Annotated in this window: 17 protein-coding genes and 1 pseudogene; 10 read left to right on the forward strand and 8 right to left on the reverse strand. The window is 61.4% G+C overall.

The window, feature by feature from the left end; genetic code table 11:
• Positions 1–114: 114 nt before the first annotated feature.
• The 4 genes and pseudogenes from ON753_RS26790 to ON753_RS07975 form a co-directional block, all read right to left on the reverse strand.
• A pseudogene (locus ON753_RS26790) lies at positions 115–237 on the reverse strand (HTH domain-containing protein); the annotation flags it as partial.
• Positions 237–1,919, reverse strand: coding sequence for an ABC transporter permease subunit (locus ON753_RS07965; RefSeq protein ID WP_265962029.1), 1,683 nt, complete (start codon positions 1,917–1,919; stop codon positions 237–239). The pseudogene ON753_RS26790 and the gene ON753_RS07965, both read right to left, overlap by 1 nt.
• Complete coding sequence (locus ON753_RS07970) at positions 1,916–2,956, reverse strand: ABC transporter ATP-binding protein (protein ID WP_265962030.1); 1,041 nt, start codon at positions 2,954–2,956, stop codon at positions 1,916–1,918. The genes ON753_RS07965 and ON753_RS07970 overlap by 4 nt, the downstream gene beginning before the upstream one ends.
• Before the next feature lie 84 nt (positions 2,957–3,040).
• On the reverse strand, positions 3,041–4,048 hold the full coding sequence (locus ON753_RS07975; RefSeq protein WP_265962031.1) for an ABC transporter substrate-binding protein: 1,008 nt from the start codon (positions 4,046–4,048) through the stop codon (positions 3,041–3,043).
• A 210-nt stretch (positions 4,049–4,258) separates the two neighbouring features.
• Between ON753_RS07975 and hisN the strand changes: the two genes are divergently transcribed.
• From hisN to ON753_RS08025, 10 genes are all read left to right on the forward strand, one after another.
• Complete coding sequence (gene hisN, locus ON753_RS07980) at positions 4,259–5,047, forward strand: histidinol-phosphatase (RefSeq protein ID WP_265962032.1); 789 nt, start codon at positions 4,259–4,261, stop codon at positions 5,045–5,047.
• Between the two features lie 322 nt (positions 5,048–5,369).
• Positions 5,370–6,089 carry a GntR family transcriptional regulator gene (locus ON753_RS07985; RefSeq protein ID WP_265962033.1) on the forward strand — a complete coding sequence of 240 codons (720 nt, stop codon included), beginning with the start codon at positions 5,370–5,372 and terminating at the stop codon, positions 6,087–6,089.
• An 87-nt stretch (positions 6,090–6,176) separates the two neighbouring features.
• Positions 6,177–7,040, forward strand: a complete 864-nt coding sequence (locus ON753_RS07990; protein WP_265962034.1) for an FAD binding domain-containing protein — start codon at positions 6,177–6,179, stop codon at positions 7,038–7,040.
• Entirely contained in the window at positions 7,037–7,534 is a 498-nt protein-coding gene (locus ON753_RS07995; RefSeq protein ID WP_265962035.1) for a (2Fe-2S)-binding protein, read from the forward strand. The genes ON753_RS07990 and ON753_RS07995 overlap by 4 nt, the downstream gene beginning before the upstream one ends.
• Complete coding sequence (locus ON753_RS08000) at positions 7,531–9,840, forward strand: xanthine dehydrogenase family protein molybdopterin-binding subunit (RefSeq protein ID WP_265962036.1); 2,310 nt, start codon at positions 7,531–7,533, stop codon at positions 9,838–9,840. The genes ON753_RS07995 and ON753_RS08000 overlap by 4 nt, the downstream gene beginning before the upstream one ends.
• Positions 9,840–10,874, forward strand: coding sequence for a CobW family GTP-binding protein (locus ON753_RS08005; protein ID WP_265962037.1), 1,035 nt, complete (start codon positions 9,840–9,842; stop codon positions 10,872–10,874). The genes ON753_RS08000 and ON753_RS08005 overlap by 1 nt, the downstream gene beginning before the upstream one ends.
• Before the next feature lie 337 nt (positions 10,875–11,211).
• Complete coding sequence (locus ON753_RS08010) at positions 11,212–12,141, forward strand: amidohydrolase family protein (protein ID WP_265962038.1); 930 nt, start codon at positions 11,212–11,214, stop codon at positions 12,139–12,141.
• A 32-nt stretch (positions 12,142–12,173) separates the two neighbouring features.
• Positions 12,174–13,118: an amidohydrolase family protein gene (locus ON753_RS08015; RefSeq protein WP_265962039.1), complete on the forward strand. Its 945-nt coding sequence runs from the start codon at positions 12,174–12,176 to the stop codon at positions 13,116–13,118.
• A gap of 64 nt (positions 13,119–13,182) precedes the next feature.
• A complete protein-coding gene (locus ON753_RS08020) occupies positions 13,183–14,592 on the forward strand; it encodes a UbiD family decarboxylase (protein WP_265962040.1) in 1,410 nt (469 codons plus the stop codon).
• A 69-nt stretch (positions 14,593–14,661) separates the two neighbouring features.
• Positions 14,662–15,306, forward strand: coding sequence for a UbiX family flavin prenyltransferase (locus ON753_RS08025; protein ID WP_265962041.1), 645 nt, complete (start codon positions 14,662–14,664; stop codon positions 15,304–15,306).
• A 158-nt stretch (positions 15,307–15,464) separates the two neighbouring features.
• Here the strand turns inward: ON753_RS08025 and ON753_RS08030 are convergent, their stop codons facing one another.
• Genes ON753_RS08030 through ON753_RS08045 form a run of 4 tightly spaced genes read right to left on the reverse strand, consistent with a single transcriptional unit; the run spans position 15,465 to position 19,387 of the window.
• A complete protein-coding gene (locus tag ON753_RS08030; RefSeq protein WP_265962042.1) occupies positions 15,465–16,835 on the reverse strand; it encodes an amidohydrolase family protein in 1,371 nt (456 codons plus the stop codon).
• Positions 16,832–17,614, reverse strand: a complete 783-nt coding sequence (locus ON753_RS08035; protein ID WP_265962043.1) for an ABC transporter permease — start codon at positions 17,612–17,614, stop codon at positions 16,832–16,834. Before ON753_RS08035 ends, ON753_RS08030 begins: the two co-directional genes overlap by 4 nt.
• A gap of 1 nt (position 17,615) precedes the next feature.
• A complete protein-coding gene (locus ON753_RS08040; RefSeq protein ID WP_265962044.1) occupies positions 17,616–18,401 on the reverse strand; it encodes an ABC transporter ATP-binding protein in 786 nt (261 codons plus the stop codon).
• 2 nt (positions 18,402–18,403) lie between these two features.
• On the reverse strand, positions 18,404–19,387 hold the full coding sequence (locus ON753_RS08045) for an ABC transporter substrate-binding protein (RefSeq protein ID WP_377047180.1): 984 nt from the start codon (positions 19,385–19,387) through the stop codon (positions 18,404–18,406).
• Positions 19,388–19,436 lie beyond the last annotated feature (49 nt).

Raw genomic sequence — 19,436 nt, forward strand, 5'->3', positions numbered from 1 at the left:
GACTTGGCGCGAGATCTGCGTCGTCATCCGCTGGCGGAAAGGCTCCTCCGAACGCGGTTCGGGCAGAACCGCACCGCCATGCACGCGGCTGACCTGTCCTGCCTCCTCGAGGTCCAGCAGGTCGCGGCGCACCGTCTCGCGAGAGACGTTCAGCATCTGCGCCAGGTCGTTGGCGCTCACCTGCTGGTTCGCGCTCAGCATGGACAGGATGAGCCGGTGACGTTCCTTTGCCCACATCAGGCAGGCTCCTTGATCCGGTTGCGTCGTCCCATCAATGCCAGCGTTCCCTTCATGCTCAGCAGGGCCAGGCTGACGACCGCCATCACGCAGGTGGAAAAGGCCGCCGCCTGGGAGGTCAGACCGGCATCGTCCAGCCGCATGATGGTGACTGCCGCGACGCTCAAGTCCGGGGTGGTGAGGAAGACGACCGCCGACAGCGTCACCATGGACCGCATGAAGAGGAAGAAGAAAACCGAGACGAGCATGGGCGCGATGAAGGGCGCGACGATATCGACGGCTGTCCGGGCCAGGCCTGCGCCAAGGCTGGCCGCCGCTTCTTCGAGCGCCTGGGGCAACTGGCGAAAGCCGGTCATCACCGTCAGAAAGCTCTGCGTGTGATAGTGGTAGAAGTTGACGATCGCGATGAGGGCGGCCGTGCCATAGAGAAGGTAGAGCGGTGTCGCCGTTGAATTGAAAGTCAGGATATAGGCGAGCCCCAGCACCATCCCGGGCACGGCGGCCGGCATGGCGGCCAGCATCTGGATGGGCTGGGCGGCACTGCGCGGAAGCCGGCGGAGCCCCAGGCACAGGAGGAAGACGGCCAGAGTGCCTCCCGACGCCGCCATGAGCGATATCACGATGGTCATCCAGAGCGAGGAATAGCCACCGGCCAGCGTGATGTCGTAGTGTTTGAACGACAGCGTCATGTTGTAAGGCCAGAGGGTGACGAAGCTTGCATAGACGACGATGCCGATAACCGCGACGATACCCGCGCAGATCAGCAGCGACAGGGACGCCATGATCAGGTCGCGCACTGGTGCAAAGGACGGCCGATATGGCACCTGACCGGCCGGCTGTCCGATCTGTTGCCGTTTCATCGCCTGGCGCTCGATGGCGTAGGAAACCACGGTCGGCAGCAACAGCATGATGCCGACCACTGCGCCCATGTTGAAGTTCCGCTGACCGACTACCTGGGAGTAGATTTCGGTCGCTAGGACCGAGTAGTCCCCGCCGATCACCGCGGCGTTGCCGAAATCGGTGATCGTGATTGTGAAGCAGACGAAGGCCGCGTTCAGGATCCCGAAGCGCGCGGCGGGAAGGGTCAGGTCGCGAAACTGGCGTGACGGCGAGGCGCCCATGACTTCCGCCGCTTCGTAAACGCGCGCGTCCAGCAGGACCAGCGCCGCACCGATGATCATCACCGCCTGCGGCAGAGCATAGAGAGTGTTGGCGATCAGCAAACCCCAGAAGCCGTAGATTTCGATCTCGACACCCAGGGCACGGCTGATGACGCCGTTGCGCCCCAGAAGGAATATCAGCCCGAGCGCCTGCACCAGGGAGGGTGCGAGCAGCGGCAGGACGATCACACTGCGGATCAGCCACTTGCCCCGGAAAGCGCAGCGATAGAGCCCGTGCGCGATGATGAAACCCAGGAAGACGCTGAGGGCCGTGGTGGCGCCGCCCATGATCAGGGAATGTTCGGTCGCGCGCCAGAATCCCGCCGAACCCAGAACCCGCGTGTAGTTGTCGAGCCCGTAGCCGTCGTCAACCGTCAAGGAGCGCAGGAACACGATCACCATCGGGTAGAGGAAGAAGAGGACGAGCCCAAGCAGCGGCAGCCCGACGCAGACAAGCGTCAGCAACCGGTCCGCATCAGGTTGTCTGCGCGCAGACGTGGTCATCGGCTCCACACCGCTCATGCCGCGGTCCCGGCCGGTTGGCGGGCCAGGTCGTCAGCCACCCAGGTACAGGCGTCCGGCGGAATGCTCAGGTTCACGCGCTCGCCCTCGCGACAGGGATTGCGGCCGTGTGTCTCGACGACCAGCGGGCCGACCGCGCTGTCCACCTCAAGTCGCCGCAGATTGCCGAGGAAACTGATGCTGCGCACGGTGGCATTACCGTCCCGCGCCGGCGTCAGGCCGATCTGTTCCGGGCGAATGCAGGCAACATGCCCCGCGTCCGCCCCCTCTGGCCGCTTTGCCATCAGATCCGGGAATTCGCGGCGGATCGGGTCGGTGGGGACGAGATTGCTGATCCCCATGAAGTCCGCGACGAAGCGCGTCGCCGGACGGTGGTAGAGATCTTCCGGCGTCCCGGCCTGCACCACGACGCCATGATTCATGCAGATGATCTTGTCCGCCAGCGCCAGTGCCTCTTCCTGGTCGTGTGTCACCATCAGGGTTGGAATGCCGAGCGAGCGCTGAACATGGCGGATCTCGCTGCGAAGCTCGGCCCGGACCTTTGCGTCCAGCGCCGAAAGGGGTTCGTCCAGCAGCAACACACGCGGATCGACGGCGATCGCCCGGGCCAGCGCGATCCGCTGCTGCTGTCCACCGGACAGCTGGCCAGGGAAGTTGTCGGCGACCTGCGGCAACTTCACCAGCTCCAGAAGCTCCATCACACGCCGTGAGATCTCGGCCCACGGCGTGCCACGGATCTTCAGCCCGTAGCCGATGTTCTCGGCCACTGTCATGTTGGGAAAGAGCGAGTAGGACTGGAACACGATCCCGAAGCCCCGCTTTCGTGCGGGAAGGTCCGAAAGCGCCGCACCCTCCAGAAGGATCTCGCCGCCGTTCAGCTCCGATAGCCCCGCGATCAGCCGCAGGAGCGTCGTCTTCCCGCAGCCGGACGGACCCAGCAGACAGACGAATTCGCCCTGGTCGATCTCGATCGAGACGTTGTCGAGCGCTGTGAAGGACCCGAAGGTCTTGGTGGCGTTGCGGACGGTCAGATACACGGCGGGTCAGGCCTCCTGTCAAAGTGGCGCGGGCCTCCAGCGAAGACCCGCGCGCAGCTGGTGGCAGCTCGTGCCGCCCTGGGATCAGCGGCCCAGCTTTTCCTTCCAGGTTTCCTTGACAGCCGTCTGGTCCTTGGCTGCTTTCACAAAGTCTATATCCGCCAGGACGGTCGATATGTCGGCCGGCAGGCCCGCTTCCTCGGCCGCTTGCGAGGCATCGACACCCGGAACCGTGATCAGCGCCTTGTACTGCTGGTACAGGTCAATTGCCTCGTCCGACATCGTCCAGTCGAGGAAGGCCTTCGCCGCCTCCTTGTTGTCGGAGCTGGTCATCAGGCCCGAGGCTTCCAGTTCATAGCCCACGCCTTCCTCGGGGAAGACCATGGCCAGCGGATAGCCTTCCTCGATGGACTGCATCGCGGTAAATGCCAGGGAGATGCCAACGGTGTATTCGCCGACGCGTGCGGACTTGCAGGGTTTGGATCCGGACGAGGTATACTGCGCCATGTTGGGATCGATGGCTTCGAGCTGCGCCCAGCCGGCCTCTTCGCCCATGGTTTGCAGAACCGCGTTGACGTGCAGATATCCGGTGCCGGAAGAATTCGGGTCGGGCATCAGGACTTCGCCCTTGAAGTCCGGGTTCTCGAGATCCTTCCAGCTCTTGGGCATCGGAAGGCCCTTTTCCTCAAGCCGTGCCGTGTTCACGCAGAATGCCCCCATGTAGCCGATCGGTGCGAACCACTTGCCGTCTTCACCGCGGAAGGTGGCAGGCAGGACATCGACGCCCTTGGCCGCGTAGGGTTCCAGCATCTCGAGGATCTGGGGGTCCATCATGGCACTGACGGCCCATCCCCAGATCACGTCGGCCTGCGGGTTCCCCGCTTCTGCCAGAAGACGCGCGCCCAGCTTGCCCGTGGACAGGCGCAGTACGTTGATTTCGGTTTCGGGCATCGCCTTCTGGGCTGCCTCGATATATCCCGCGATCTCTTCTTCCTCGAGCGCGGTATAGACGGTGATCACGTCCGCCGACGCGCTTGCCGCCATGCCGAGGGCGGCCAGCGAAGCCACGGTGAATTTGGTCCAAGTCCTCATTGTCGTCTCTCCTTGTTAGTCCACGCGTTCCTGAGCCATTGCCTGCCCCGGATCGCTGCGGGTCCTCCCGAGACCCCTTCTGATTGCCGCGCCCGCTGCTCACGGACTTGGGGATATTTGTGTAGTCTTGCACTTTTGTGGATTTTGTCTACGGTTAATTTTACAGGCCGACCGCCGCGGCCTGCCAACCCCCGCAGACAAGGAAAATCCATGCAGCGCTCCACGACGCCGCCCGAGACGGAGATGCTGGCGCGTTTTGCCGACGGGCTTGCCGACGTCACCGACGCCATGGCGATGACCTACTTCCGCAAGCCCTTGGACGTGGAGCAAAAGCCCGATCTCTCCCCGGTCACGCAGGCCGACCGCGCCATCGAGGCGGCCATGCGTGAAAGCATCGCCCAACGCTTCCCGACCCACGGGATCCTTGGCGAAGAGCACGGGGACGCCCGCCTGGATGCCGACTACGTTTGGGTGCTCGACCCGATTGACGGCACAAAGAGTTTCGTTTCCGGGATGCCGACCTTCGGCACCCTGATTGCCTGCCTTTTCAACGGGACGCCGGAACTCGGCATCATCTCGATACCGCCGACCGGCGAACGCTGGATGGGGCTGCGCGGCAAACCGTCGACACTGAATGGTGCGCTGTGCCGCACCAGCGGCCGGACCCGGCTGGCCGACGCGATCCTTTATACCACGACGCCCGACACGTTCGACGCGGCGGGAACCGCGCAGTTCGAGGCGCTCTCGCGAAAAGTCGCCATGCGCCGCTTCGGGGGCGACTGCTACGGCTACGGCCTGCTGGCTTCGGGCCATGTTGATCTGGTTTTCGAAATGAACCTGCATCCCTACGATTACATGGCCCTCGTTCCGGTGATCGAGGGTGCGGGAGGCGTGATCAGCGACTGGAAAGGCGAGGCCCTGGGCCTGCATTCGGAGGGCCAGGTTGTCGCCGCGGCCAGCGCTGCCCTGCACGCAGAGGCTCTGGCTGCTTTGTCCTGAGCCGAGAGAACGTCCTCGACGCGCAACACCTTGTCCGCAGCAGGGATCTTCATTGGCTTGTGCAGCTCAGTCCAGATGCCCGCCGCTCGGCGAGCATTTCTCCCACGCGTCAAGCAAGCGGCTCCAAAAGACCTGATGGTCTTGACCTGAGCCGCTGCGATTCCCGCAATGCTCTCGTGAGAGGTGTTCAGAGAGGGGAATGAAATCCGCAGCCATGTTGCAAGTTATATGACAAAGCACTGATAAACATGGAATAAGAACTGATTGTTGACAAAAATCTCTTCCGCTCATATTGTGATGTGAAAGAAACGAAGAGGTTCCGGTGAAATACTCGCCATTTCGCAGACCACCTGCGCGCAGATCCGAGCTGAAAAGCGGGCCGGAGGCAGAAGAGCGCGTCTTTGCCGTCGTGGTGGACGCCGTTCAGGCTCAACGGCTGCTGCCGGGCGAGCGTCTGGTCGAGCGTGAACTCGCGGAGGTTGCGCGGGCCAACAGGCAGGCGATTCGCAACGGATTGCTGCGGCTGAAAAATGCAGGGCTGGTGGAAATCAGCAGGAACAAGGGAGCGCGGGTCGCCCAGTTGACGACAGAGGAGGCAGTTCAGGTCTTCGAAACCCGGATTGTGATCGAGACGGCGCTGCTGGGAAAGTTGGCCCAACGTTACAACGATACCGTTGCCGCTGCCTTGCAGGACATCGTTCGTGCTGAAGGGGCGGCCTATGATGAAGGGCGGATCCAGGACGCCCGCCATCTCTCGCGCAGCTTTCACATGGAATTCGGCCATCACGCCGGCAACCAGTACATGTCGAGGTTTCTCGACGACCTGATTAACTGTCAACCGCTGTTGCTGCCGTTCCGTGATGGAAAGGTATCCGAGTTTTCCGGCCACGCGCTGCACATCAAGACCCTCGGTGCCCTGGCACGTGGAGACGGCGAAGAGGCGGCGCATTACAACACCGAGTTGTTGAACGCGTTGCAGGCGGAAATGTTGCGGGACATCAGATCCGCAGAAGTTTCAGGAGGCTCTCCGCCGCCGCCCTGAATGCGATAACCTTACTGGCGTAGCCCCCTTTGGATAAGCGGCCGTGTTTTCAACCGCGCGCCATGTGCGCAAGCCAAGGGAGCAATCATGCGACGCTTTGCCTATCATGAACCTTCCACGCTCGAGGAAGCCTCGAAGCTTCTGGTCGAGCTGGGGGATGACGCTTATGTTTTTGCCGGGGGCACCGACCTTCTGGTGGAAATCCGCGAAAGACTGCGGAAAGTCTCACACCTGGTCAATATCAAATCCATTCCCGGTATCCGTGACATCAGCTGGGATCCGGCTACGGGATTGACCTTGGGCGCGTTGGTCACGGCCCGTCAGCTGGAAACCCTGACAGGCGTACAGCAAACATACCCGAACTTCGCCGAAGCGCTGCGGTCCCTGGGATCGATCCAGGTGCGCAACAGGGCAACAGTCGTCGGGAATATCTGCCGGGCTTCTCCATCCGCCGACACCATCCCGCCGTTGATCGCCGACGGCGCGATCATTCACTACTACACGCCGCAAGGCATGCGCCGGATGCCATTGAGCGAATTCTTTACCGGTCCGGGCCGGACGGTCTTGAAGCGCGGTGAAATCGCGACCGGCATTATCCTGCCGGCGCCCGAAGCCAACAGCGTTCGCGCATACATCAAGCATGGCCGCCGCAAGGCAATGGAACTGGCGACCGTCGGAGTTGCGGTCAGCTTCGTGCGTGAAGGCAATCGCTGCTCCCAGGCCCGTATTGCGCTTGGTGCGGTCGGCCCGACCGTTGTGCGGGCAACCGGAGCCGAAGCGATCCTCAACGGGTCTCTTCTTGATGACGACGTCATTGATCGTGCCGGCGTTCAGGCCATGAACGACTGCACCCCCATCAGCAACGTGCGCGCCAGCGCCGATTACCGCCGCGAAATGGTGAACGTGCTGACCCGCCGTGCCGTCAGAACAGCATTGGAGGCAACCGCATGAAACAGATTGTCGAATTGATCATCAACGGCGATTCCCATGACGTGATCGTCGAGGAACATCGCTCGCTTCTGGACACGCTTCGCGAAGAGGCAGGGCTGACGGGCACCAAGAAAGGCTGCGATGTCGGCGACTGTGGAGCCTGTACCGTTCTGGTGGACGGCCAGCCGGTGAATGCATGCCTGATGCTGGCCGTCGAAGCCAGTGGCAAGCGGGTGGAAACGGTCGAGGGGCTGCAGAGCGCCAGCGGAGCCTTGCATCCGCTGCAGGATGCCTTCATGCGGCACGGCGCCTCCCAATGCGGTTTCTGCACGCCCGGCATTCTGATGATGGCCAGACAACTGCTGGAAGAGAACCCGGATCCGACCGACGAGGAAATCAGGTTCGGCTTGAGCGGCAACATCTGCCGCTGCACCGGTTACACCAAGATTTTCGATGCGATCCGCAGCGCCGCGCAGGAGATGCGCACGACCCGCGAGACGGAGGTCACCTTATGAACATGCCCACACCCAATCTGAAGAACGAGTTTCGGATCATAGGCAAGAGCGTCAAGCGTGAAGACGTGATCGAAAAGGTGACCGGCGCAGGCAGCTATGTGTCCGATCTGAAACCTGTCGGCATGCTGTACGGCAAGATCAAGCGCGCCGATGTGGCTCATGCGCGCATCAGGCGCATCGATGTTTCCAAGGCGCTCGCATATCCCGGCGTCAAGGCAGTGCTGACGCACGAGGATGTGCCGCGCGTGCTGCATTACGGCTCGCCGCACCCGCGCTCGGCGTCCTGCACAAAGGACCAGTTCATCCTCGACAACAAGGTGAGGTTTATTGGCGAGGGCGTCGCCGCGGTTGCCGCCATAAGCGAAGAAATCGCCGACGAAGCGCTCGATCTTATCGAAGTGGACTATGAGGAACTGCCCGCCGTCTTCACGCCCGAGGAGGCGATACGGCCCGGCGCGCCGTTGATCCACGATGTCGGGCCGGGCGGCAACCTGGTGCTTGAACCGGTCAGGGTCGAGCGCGGCGATGTCGAGAAGGGCTTTGCGGAAGCCGATTTCGTCCTCGAAGGCGAGTTTTCCGGCGGCCGGCCGGTTCCGGCCTATATGGAGCCCAACGTTTGCCTGGCCGACTGGGACGGGTCAAACAAGTTGACCTTCTGGACCTCCACCCAGACCGCCTTCATGGTTCGTGGCATCCTGGCCGAGGTGTTGGGCCTGCCCGTCAACAAGGTGCGGGTACTGGTCGACCATATGGGCGGAGGTTTCGGCGCCAAGCAGGATTGCTTCCAGCATGAGTTTCTCTGTGCGCTTCTGGCCAAGGCGACCCGCCGCCCGGTTCGGATGGAATTCACCCGGCGCGAAACCTTCATCGCCGGCCGGTCGCGGCACCCTTTCAAGCTGTGGCTGAAACAGGGATTCCGCAACGACGGCACCATCACCGCGCGCGACATGAAGATTGTCTACGACTCGGGAGCCTACGGATCGCACGGACCGGGCGTGACCATTGTCGGCACCAACTCCGCCACGTCGCTGTATCGCTGCGAGAATGTTCGGCTCGACGGACGATGCGTCTATACGAACACACCGATTGCCGGAGCGTTCCGCGGCTATGGCGTGGTGCAGACCTACTACGCGCTTGACATTCAGATGGATGAAGCGGCCGAGCGGCTGGGGGTCGACCCGGCCGACCTGAAGCGGAAGAACGCCGTCGGCGAAGGCGATATCGCGCCGTCCGGCCATCCGATCGTCGGCCGGGGACTGGAGGCGTGTATCGAGCACGGGATCGCCGGTTTCGACTGGAAGGCCCGGCGCAGCCTGGACCGCCGTCCGGATCCGAGCCGTCCTCACATTCGCAAGGGCTGGGGCGTCGGCTGCGAGATGCATGGATCGTCCGCATATCCGGGCATCAAGGAGCAGGGCAACGCGGTCGTCAAGGTGAACGAGGACGGTTCGATAACGCTGATGACCGGTGCGGCCGGGCTGGGCACAGGCGCGCATACGGCGCTGGCGCAGATCGTTGCTGAAGAGCTGGGTGTGCTTTTTGAGAGCGTTTCGGTGGTCCATGGCGATACCGATGCCGTGCCGTGGGATATCGGTGCCTTCGCGTCGCACACCACCTATCTGGTCGGGAGCGCCGCCAGGATCGCCGCCGGCAAGGCGCATTCGGGCGTTCTGGAACGAGCCTCGGCCAAAGCCAATGTGCCGGTCGAGGAGCTCATGCTGGTGGACGGGGTGATCCACGTGACCGGACAGCCGGGCCTGACCATGACAGTGGCCGAGGCGATGGGGCCATCGAAGGGCATCCCTGCAGCGAATATTCTGGGCAAGGGAACCTATGAGCCGACGAAGTCCTATTCCTTTGCCGCTCATTTCGTTGAAGTGACCGTCGATACCGGCACGGGCCTCGTTCAGGTCGATCGTGTCATGCCGGTTCATGACGTCGGCAAGGTGATCCACCCGATAGCCGCACAGGGCCAAATCGAGGGCGGTATCCAACAGGGGATCGGCCACACGCTGACCGAAGACTACGTCATCGATACGACAAACGGACGCTCCCTGAACGCGGGCCTGGTCGACTACAAGATGCCGCTGTCGATGGACATGCCTGAAATCGACACCGTGATTCTGGAAGCCGCTCCCGATCCCTCGGGCCCCTGGGGGGCCAAGGGTGTCGGCGAAGATCCGATCATCGCGATCGGCCCGGCCATCGCCAATGCGATTCACGACGCCATCGGCGTGCGCTTCCGCCACTATCCGATAACGCCTGAGGACATACTCAACGCATTGAAACAAAGGGAGGATCAGTGATGCAGGTCCATAAGATCGAAAAGAACAAGATCCCGATTACGATCCTGACCGGTTTCCTGGGTTCAGGGAAAACCACGCTCCTGAACTATATCCTCACGGAAAAACACGGATACCGCATTGCGGTGATCGAAAACGAGTTCGGCGAAGTCGATGTGGACAGCGATCTCGTCCTGGCCTCCGAGGAGGAAATCTACCAGATGCAGAACGGCTGCATCTGCTGCTTCGTCGATGTGCGAAATGACCTGATAGACGTCATGAACAAACTCCTGAAGCAAAAGGACAAGTTCGACCACATCATCGTCGAGACCTCGGGTCTGGCCGATCCGACACCCGTCGCGACGGCGTTCTTCGCCGACCGCGGCGTTGCCGAGGAGGTCAATCTGGACGCGATCGTGACGCTGGTGGATGCCAAGCATATCGACCAGCACCTCTATGATCCGGTGCTCGACGGCCGCGATAATCAGGCGGTCGACCAGATCGTTGCTGCCGATCGCATCATCGTCAACAAGGTGGATCTGGCGTGTGACGAGGGATTGAGCAAGCTTGAATCGGAGCTGCGCAATCTCAATCAGACAGCGCCGATCCTGCGGTCCCGATACGGCGTGGTCGATCTCGGCTCGATCCTGAATATCAACGGCTTCCAGCCCTCCTATCTTCGCGAACGCGCAGAAATCCTTCAGATCGATCTGGATGGTGACGATCACCATGACCACCATCACCACGGACACCTTCATGATGAAACCGTAAGTTCGGTGAGCTTCACCTTCGGCCAGCCGTTTGTGCTGGAAAAACTCCAGGCCATGCTGACCGGCTATCTTGAGGAGCGGGGGGCGGCAATCTTTCGGACGAAGGGCATTCTGTCGATCGCCGGCGAAGACCGCTTTTTCGTCTTGCAGGCAGTGCACCAGCTTTTCGATCTGCGCCCGGACAGTCCCTGGCGAGCCGAACAGAGACTTTCGAAGATCGTGTTCATTGGCCGCGACCTGGACCGTGAGGAACTCGCCGCCAAACTCTCCGCCTGCCTCATCGACTGATCCCATCTCCTCTGATCGTAAGGCAGGTCACTGGCCCGCGTCTCCCGGATGCGGGCCTTTTTTTGATGAAAAGATCATTGATTGTAGATACTTGAATTAGATTGTTGACAATATTAAGTCCGTGATTTAGGGTCATGGCAGAGTAGAAGCGCAGCCAATTGCTCACCAACCCGTTGAGAGGTGAGGCTGCGATGTCACATCCCCCCAAAGTTTCCAATCGGATCAGAAGCTGTTGCACGGCGCCCCGCGCTGCTGTTCCGAAACCGTCAGCGAACACCCGCGGCGGCGCTGGGGATGTGTGTCTTGCGGCCAGGCACCACATCACAGGAGACCCCCTATGATTATCGACCTGAGTTGCTATCCGACGGATCTCGTCGACTTGGCCTGGCGCCACGACGGCAAGCCATTTACCGGAGAGCGGCTGCTGAAGATGATGGACGGCCCTTTCTACGTGAACGGCAAGCCCCGCCGTGTTGACAAGGCGTTCATCCAGCCGCCGCAGGGCAACACGATCTACACCCACGGTATCCATGAAAAGGAAGGCAAGCACGCCATCCGCGAATACATGGCGTATACCGAAAAAATGGTCTGCGAGCATCCGGACCGGTTCATCGGATGCTTCGTCTACAACCCGCGCTATGGCACCCAGAATGGTGCGGAAGAAATCGAACGCTATGTCAAGGAGTTCGATTTCAAGATGGTGCAGTTGCAGGCCAATATGCATGCCTATCGCCCGGACCGGGCGCTGGACTGGTTGCGCCCGGCAATGCGCGTGTGTGCCGATCTTGGTGTGATGGTCAAGCTGCATACCGGAGATGGGCCCTATTCGATCCCCACCGAATTCGTGCCGATCATCCGTGAATTCCCCTCCGTGAATTTCATCCTCGCGCATTTCGGCGTGCAGACCGGAGGCGTCTACACGTTCGAACCGTTCCAGATGGCGATGGATGAACCCAACGTCTATGCCGAAAGCGGGTGGTGCCTTCAGTCGAGGATCGTGGAATTCGCGAAGGAGTTGCCGCCGCACAAGATCCTGTTCGGAACCGACACCCCGCCGAACGAGCCGGGCATGTGGATCAACCTGCTTGAAGTGCTTTGCCACGAACCGCCCCAGGGCCTGAACCTCGATGAGGAAACCCTCGAGGACTACCTCGGCAACAATGTCGCCCGAATGATCGGACTCGAGCCGACCCCGCCGCCACGTTCGCTCGCAGAGGCCGAGGCTTATTTGCGTGGCAACGGGGTTGCCCTGGAGCCCGCCGAATAGAGCGCCATCGAACGTATGCAAAGGACTGACAGATGATTATCGACACCCATCTCCATCCCACCAACCTGGTGGACGAGGCCTGGCGCCACACCGGCGAGCCCTTCACCGGCGAACGAATGCTGAAAATGATGGACGGACCGTACATGATCAACGGCAAGCCGCGCCGGATCGACATGGGCTTCATACAGCCGCCGCCTGGCAATACCGGATATCGCGACGGCAATCGCATGGGCCGCGAGGGCATTCGCGACTACATGGCCTACTGCGCCGAGCTCTGCCAGAAATACCCGGACCGCTTCATCGGCAACTTCAATTACAACCCGCGTTGGGGACCGGAAAACGGCGCCGCCGAGATCGAATTCCATCACAAGGAATACGGTTTCAAGATGATAAAACTTCATGCCAACATGCACGGCTACCGTCCGGACCGGGCGCTCGACTGGTTGCGTCCGGCAATGAAGAAATGTGCCGAACTGGGCATCGTTGTGCTGATCCATACCGGTGACGGGCCCTACACGATACCGACGATGTTCTATCCGATCATCCGGGAATTCCCGATGGTGAATTTCATCATCGGCCATTTCGGTATCCAGACCGGCGGCAACTACAGCTTCGAAGCGTTCTGGATGGCGATGGACACGCCCAATGTCTATTGCGAGAGCGGCTGGTGCTTCCAATCGCGCATCGTGGAATTCGCCCAGCAGCTCCCCAGGAACAAAATCGTCTTCGGTACGGATTCTCCGCCCAACGATCCCGGCATGTGGCTGCGGGAGCTCGAAGTGCTCTGTCATGAGCCGCCGCACGGGATGAACCTCTCCGAAGATGACCTTGAAGGATATCTCGGCAACAACATCGCCCGGCTGGTCGGTATCGACCCGACCCCGCCGCCGCGCGATCTGAAGGATGCCGAGGCCAGGTTGAAAGACACCTATGCCGGCGTGGACCGGGTGACCGGAAAACATCTGGAACCGGCCTGATCCTTGGGCGGTGGCGTTTGCAGCGCGCCACCGCCTCCTTTCCGTCTCACTGGAGGCTTCAGTAATGTTCATGGGCAAGACCGCCGAATTCCACCCTCAGGATGTCCGGCATTTCCTGGCCGCCTATCGCGCATCCTGTCCCGACGACATCATCGAGATCGACGCACCGGTTTCGGATGATCAGGACGCAACGGCGCTTATCTGGGCACTGGCAGGGCAGGGGCGGCAGCCCGTCCTAAAGCTCAACAACGTGACTGGTCTCGATGCGCCGGTGGTCTGCAATCTGTTCGGATCGCGCCGGCGGATCGCGCACCTGTTCGAAACCGGCGAGGCCGGGCTGCACGCAGCCTATCAGGCCCGCTCTCGGGCTGCGATGGCGCCGATGGAAGTCGCCACCGGGCCGGTTATGCAGCACGTGGTTGCGGGAGCGGACGTCGACCTGAACACCCTGCCGATGCTCAAGCACTTTGAGACCGATCGCCAGAAATACATCACTTCGGGCATCATAATCGGCGAACATCCGGATACAGGTATAGGTAACCTCTCCTACCACCGCGCGATGATCCGCTCGCGCAACCAGCTCGCCACCTCGCTGCATTCGCGCGGCCACCTGTGGCGGCTGCTGAACCTGTCGAAAGAGAAGGGCCGCCCGATGCCCGTTGCCATGGTGATCGGCGGCCATCCCCTGTTCATGCTGGCAGCTTCGGCACGGTTGGCTTTTGAGGAAGACGAGCGCGACATTGCCGGCGGGCTTATGGGCGCGCCCCTCGAGGTCGTAAGGACACCCAAATACGGCATCCGCGTTCCGGCCCAGGCCGAAATCGTCCTGGAGGGCGTGATCGACCACGAAGCCTTTGTCGAAGAGGGGCCGTTCGGTGAATTCACCGGTTATTCCTCGGATCGCTCGACGAATAATCTCTTCACCGTCGAGGCGATCCTCCGCCGCAAACAGCCGATCCTGGTCAGCGTCGCCGGCGGCAATTCCGCCGAGCATCTGAACCTTGGCCGGATTCCCCGCGAGGCGGAGATGGTGGAAAAGCTCAAGGCGCGTTTCCCGTCCGTGACGGCCGTGCATTACCCTTCCTCCGGCACGCATTTTCACGCCTATGTCGCGATGAACCAGAGCCGGGAGGGCGAAGCGCGGCAGGTGATGCTCGGGCTGATGGGCTGGGACCAGTACCTGAAGAACGTGATCGTGGTCGATGCCGATGTGGACATCACGCGCGACGAAGAAGTGCTCTGGGCGGTATCCGCTCACTTCCAGCCGCATCGCGACGTGGTGATTGTTGAAGGCCTGCCCGGCAATGCGCTCGATCCGTCGGCCAGCGGAATAGGCACGACCTCGCGCATGGGGCTCGACGCGACCCGTGGCCCCGACTTCCACGGCATCAGGGCTCAGATTTCCGAAGCTGCGCAGGCACGGGCCAAAGACCTGTTGCAGCAGCTCCAGGCGAGTTCATCAGGAACAGTGTGAGCCGTTCGCAGCGCAATGAGGCGGCCGGACGGGTCACAGGAAAGGTCGGCAGCCGGACAGGAGTACAAGATGGACAACCAGAACCCCAGGCGAATGATCGTCGGCATTTCCGGCGCTTCGGGGATCATCTACGGCAAGCGGATGCTCGAGGCATTGCGCGAACTGGGTGTTGAAACCCATTTGGTCATGTCCAACGCAGCCCGCCTCACCATGGCGCATGAGACCGCCTTCGGTCCGCGCGATCTGGAAAAGATCGCCGACGTGACACATTCCAACAAGGATATCGGCGCGGCCTGTGCCTCCGGGTCCTTCCGGACGATGGGCATGGTCATTGCGCCCTGTTCGGTGAAGACCATGGCGGAAATCGCCTGCGGCACCACCACGAGCCTCCTGGCGAGGTCCGCGGACGTGGTGCTCAAGGAACGGCGCAAGCTGGTATTGATGGTGCGCGAGACCCCGTTACATCTGGGGCATCTGCGCAACATGGTTTCCGTTACGGAGATGGGAGCTATTGTCTACCCGCCGGTGCCGGCATTCTATGCGCGTCCCGAAAGTCTTGACGAAATGGTGGATCACACGGTGGGACGCGTGCTGGATCTCTTCGATCTGGATACCGGCAAGGTGCATCGCTGGACAGGTGAGCGGCCTCAGGCCCCGGGTGTTGGTGCTGGTGCCGTGCAGATCTCCCGAAAGGGCCTTTTGATCACCAGCTAGCTCGCTCGACTTGTCAGCCCCGTCTTGTTGGCCTGGCTGCTCCGGCGGAATGCGCAGGCGTCTTCGGGCGTTTCGGCAGCAGATGGGAAAATGTCTGACGGAAATCTCGACGCAACCGCGTGTGGCGAGGGGAAAGGGCTTGCCCTTTCCCCGGTTTTTCAGGCGGCCGCCTTGAGCTTGTTGACGACGCGCAGCGCCTCGGCACGCAGCCATTCCATGTCAAGCCAGGGTAACTCGCCGTTCTCGACAATCGTGTTTCCGCGGACGAAGGAATGACGCACGGACAGGTCTCCGGCCGAGATGATCGGACTGATTGCCTGGTCGTGTTGACCGAAGTAACGCGGCCGGTTCAACTCAAAGATGGCAAGGTCGGCGCTCTTGCCCACTTCGATCGTGCCGATCGTATCGAATCCCAGCGCTCTTGCGCCGCCGGCCGTGGCCCAGCTGAGCACGGTTTCGGCGCGGCTGGCCGCGGCCTCCTTTTCCGAGGCGCGGGGCAGGGCGAAGGCGAGATAGAGCGTCGTGCCCATATCCGCGGCTTCGTTTGCGGCTGCCCCGTCCACGGCCAGCGAGACAGTGCCACCAGCCGCGTGCAATGCGGAGGTCGGCGCCACGCCGGATCCCAGGCGTGCATTTGCCTGCGGACAATGGGACATCGCCGTGCCGGTTTCGGCAAGTACGGCGATCTCGCTATCGTCGATTTCGACCATATGCGCGTACCAGACGTCCTCGCCGAGCCAGTCCTGTTCGGCCAGCCAGTGCACCGGCCGCATTCCATACTTGCCCATCGTATACTCGACATAGTCCATGTTTTCCGACAGGTGCGAATGCAGTCTCAGCCCCAGGTGGCGGGTTGCCGCGCGCACCTCGCGCAAAGCGCTGTCGGGCAGGGAGAAGGTGGGCGTCGTCGGTGCGAAGGCGACCCGGCGCATTGCGTCGGGTGCCGGGTCGTGCCAGCGTTGAGCCGCGGTTGTCACCGCGTCGATCATGTCATCCAGCGGCTCGATCGGTAGCGGGGGAACGTCGTCGGTATCGTATTTTCGAGCCTGGGTCGCCCCGCCGCGGGCCAGCAGGAAACGCATGCCGAACCGGTCCGCCACATCGAAGAGCACTTCGTTGGGGTCGAAATCATAGCGGTCCGAATAGAAATAGTGGTGATCGGCCACGGTCGTGGCACCGCTCAAGGCAAGCTCTGCCATGCCCACCATCGCCGAAACCTTCATCACGTCGCCGTCCAGCAGATGCCAGTGCGACACCGGAACCAGCCGCAACCAGGTTGCCAGCCGCTCGTTCATTCCGGCAGGCACAGCCTTGAGACAGCTCTGGAACAGGTGATGATGAGTGTTGACCAGGCCTGGCGTGACCACGCAGCCGCTGGCATCGATCACTCGTTCGTTCGGCCGCTTCTCAAGTGCGCCGATCTCGCTGATGATCCCGTTTTCGACACGAATGTCGCCTGTTGCCCGGGCATGCTGACCGGTTTTCCCGGTCAGCACCCCTTCAGCATTCTTGATGAGAAAGCTGGTCATTTTCCCTCCCTCGGCAGGCTCCAGGGGAAAAGGCGGCGCTGGATCTGTGCGATTATCTGGAAGAGGGTCAAGGACATCACCACCAGGATACCGAGGCCGGCCCAGGCTTCCGGGATCTTGAACAGCGATGTGGAGAACTGGATGAAGTATCCAATGCCCTGTTCCGCCGCCACGAATTCTGCCACCACCGCGCCGATTACCGACAGCGTCACCGAAATCTTGAGACCCGAGAAGATGTAGGGAATCGCAAACGGAATGCGGATCTGGGAGAATTCGCGAAGCAACGGAGCCTTGAGCGAGTGGCTGAGTTCGATCAGCTCTTCCGGTGTCGCCTTCAGCCCGGTGGTCATCGATACGACCAGGGGGAAGAAGGAGATCAGGAAGGTGATCAGCACGCGGCTGACGTCGCCGGAGCCCATCGTCACGATTATGATCGGGGCCACCGCGACGATCGGTGTCGACTGGATGACCACGAGCAACGGATAGATCCCGGTCGAAACGAGGCGGGAGCGTGTCAGCAGGATAGCCAGTGGCAGCGACACCGCGATGGCGGTGATGAAGCCGAGCAATGCCACGCGAAGCGTTGCCCACACGTGGGCCAGCCAGCGCGAAGCCGTGACTGCGTCGAACCCTTCCGCTATGCGGCTGGGCGCGGGAAGCAGAAAGGACGGGATCGTCAGCAATCGCGTGCTCAGTTCCCAGCAGACGAGGATGGTGAGGAAAGTCAGACCCGGCAGCAGGCCGGGAATTCGGTTGAGACGGTTCATCGCGTCGGCCATTTCACGCTGCCTTTCGGGTCATCAGGAGACTGCGCAGATGCGCTGCGAGATCCTGCATTTCGTTCAGTCGCATGGACTCGCCGGTCCGCGGACGGGGAGCCGGGACACGAAAGTCCTCGGCCACACGGGCCCCGGGGCCGTTGCTCATCACGACCACGCGGTCGGCCAGCAGAACCGCCTCGACGATGGAATGGGTGATGAACATCACCGTCTTGCGGTGCTTCTGCCAGATATTGAGCAGCTCGAAGCCCATTTCCTCGCGCGTCAGGGCGTCGAGTGCCGAGAACGGCTCGTCCATCAGCAGAATGTCGGGATTGTGCAGCAAGGCGCGGGCAATCCCGACCCTTTGCTGCATTCCGCCGGACAGGCGTCCTGGCCGGCGTTTTTCCAGATTGGCCAGTCCGACGAGTTCCAGCAGCTCGTGTGCTCTTTCGCGTTGCTCAGGGGTGACGCGGCCGTATTTGTGTTTCATCGGAAAGACCACATTGTCCTCGAGCGTCGCCCAGGGCAGCAGCGTGGGTTTCTGAAAAACGATGCCTATATTGTCGCGTGGTTCCGTCACACGGGTTCCGTGAACCTCGACCAGACCGGCCGTCGGTTCGAGCAGGCCGGCGACAAGCCGCATCAGCGTTGACTTGCCGCAGCCAGACGGACCGAGTATGGCGACGAACTCGTAATCCATGATGGTCAGGTCGACATGCTGCAGGGCGAGCAATTCCCCGGCCCGCGTGTCGAATTTCATTTCCACATCGCAGAACCTGATCGCGGGAGAGGTGAGGTTTGTCATGCTCAATTCTCCTCAATGAAGTTGCGGTCGACGATGCTTTCCGGATCCAGAGCCTCGACTTCGATGCCCTGTGCTGCCGCAACACGTTGCCAGGTCGCAGCCAAACGGTCCGGATCGAGCGTTCCCAGGCCTTCTGCGTGGGTTACTTCATTGAATATCAGCACCAGTGCGTCGGAAAGGCTTGCTTCGGCATCGGCAGCGTCGAGTTCCGGCACGGCGTCGGCGACTGCCTGTGCGGCATCGGCCGGATTCTCGCGGGCATATTCAACGGACTTTCGAAAGGCTCCTACAAAGCGGCGGGCGACATCAGGCCGTTCCTTGAGGAACCGATTGGAGGCAACCAGAGATGTCGCATACATCTCGAGCCCTGCCTCGGACCAGGGCATGATCATAAGTTCCCTGCCACCGGCAGCCGCCTGGCGCTCGTAGCGCGAAAGATCCGTCAGCCAGGCAATGATCGCATCGACCTGGCCGGTAACCAGCATGGGCCCCAGTGCGCCCGGATCGGACTTGGTCAGTTTGAGATTGTCGATCGAGATGCCGTTGTCCTGCAGGACGAGCGGCAGGTAGACGTTCGACGAGGTAAACGGAGACGTCGCGACGCTCTTGCCGTCGATATCCCCGAAGTCATCGATCTTGTTGCCCTTGAGCGTGAAAAACGCATGCGGGCCCTTGTTGAACACCGACATGACCGCGGTCACCTCGATGCCTTCGTTGGCACGGGCCGCCATGAGCGCGCCGATCCCCGAAATTCCGATATCGGAGCTGCCGGTGGCCAGTTTGGTCAACGCCTCGGAAGAGCCGCGACCCGGTTCGATCGTGACATCAAGACCTGCCTTTTCACAGAATCCGCGCTCGATACAAACATAGATGGGCGCCTTGTCTCCTCCCGGCAGCCAATCCAGCTGAAATTTGACCTTGTCAGCGGCTTCAACCGATGTGGAGAGAGCGAGTGCTAACACTGTTGCTGTAAAAGTCGACTTCATCATCATTTCCTCCCAGTCGAATTTGCACACAGCCTCGCGATGGAGCGCG

This window comes from Roseibium salinum, from assembly GCF_026240905.1.
Lineage (GTDB): Bacteria > Pseudomonadota > Alphaproteobacteria > Rhizobiales > Stappiaceae > Roseibium > Roseibium salinum.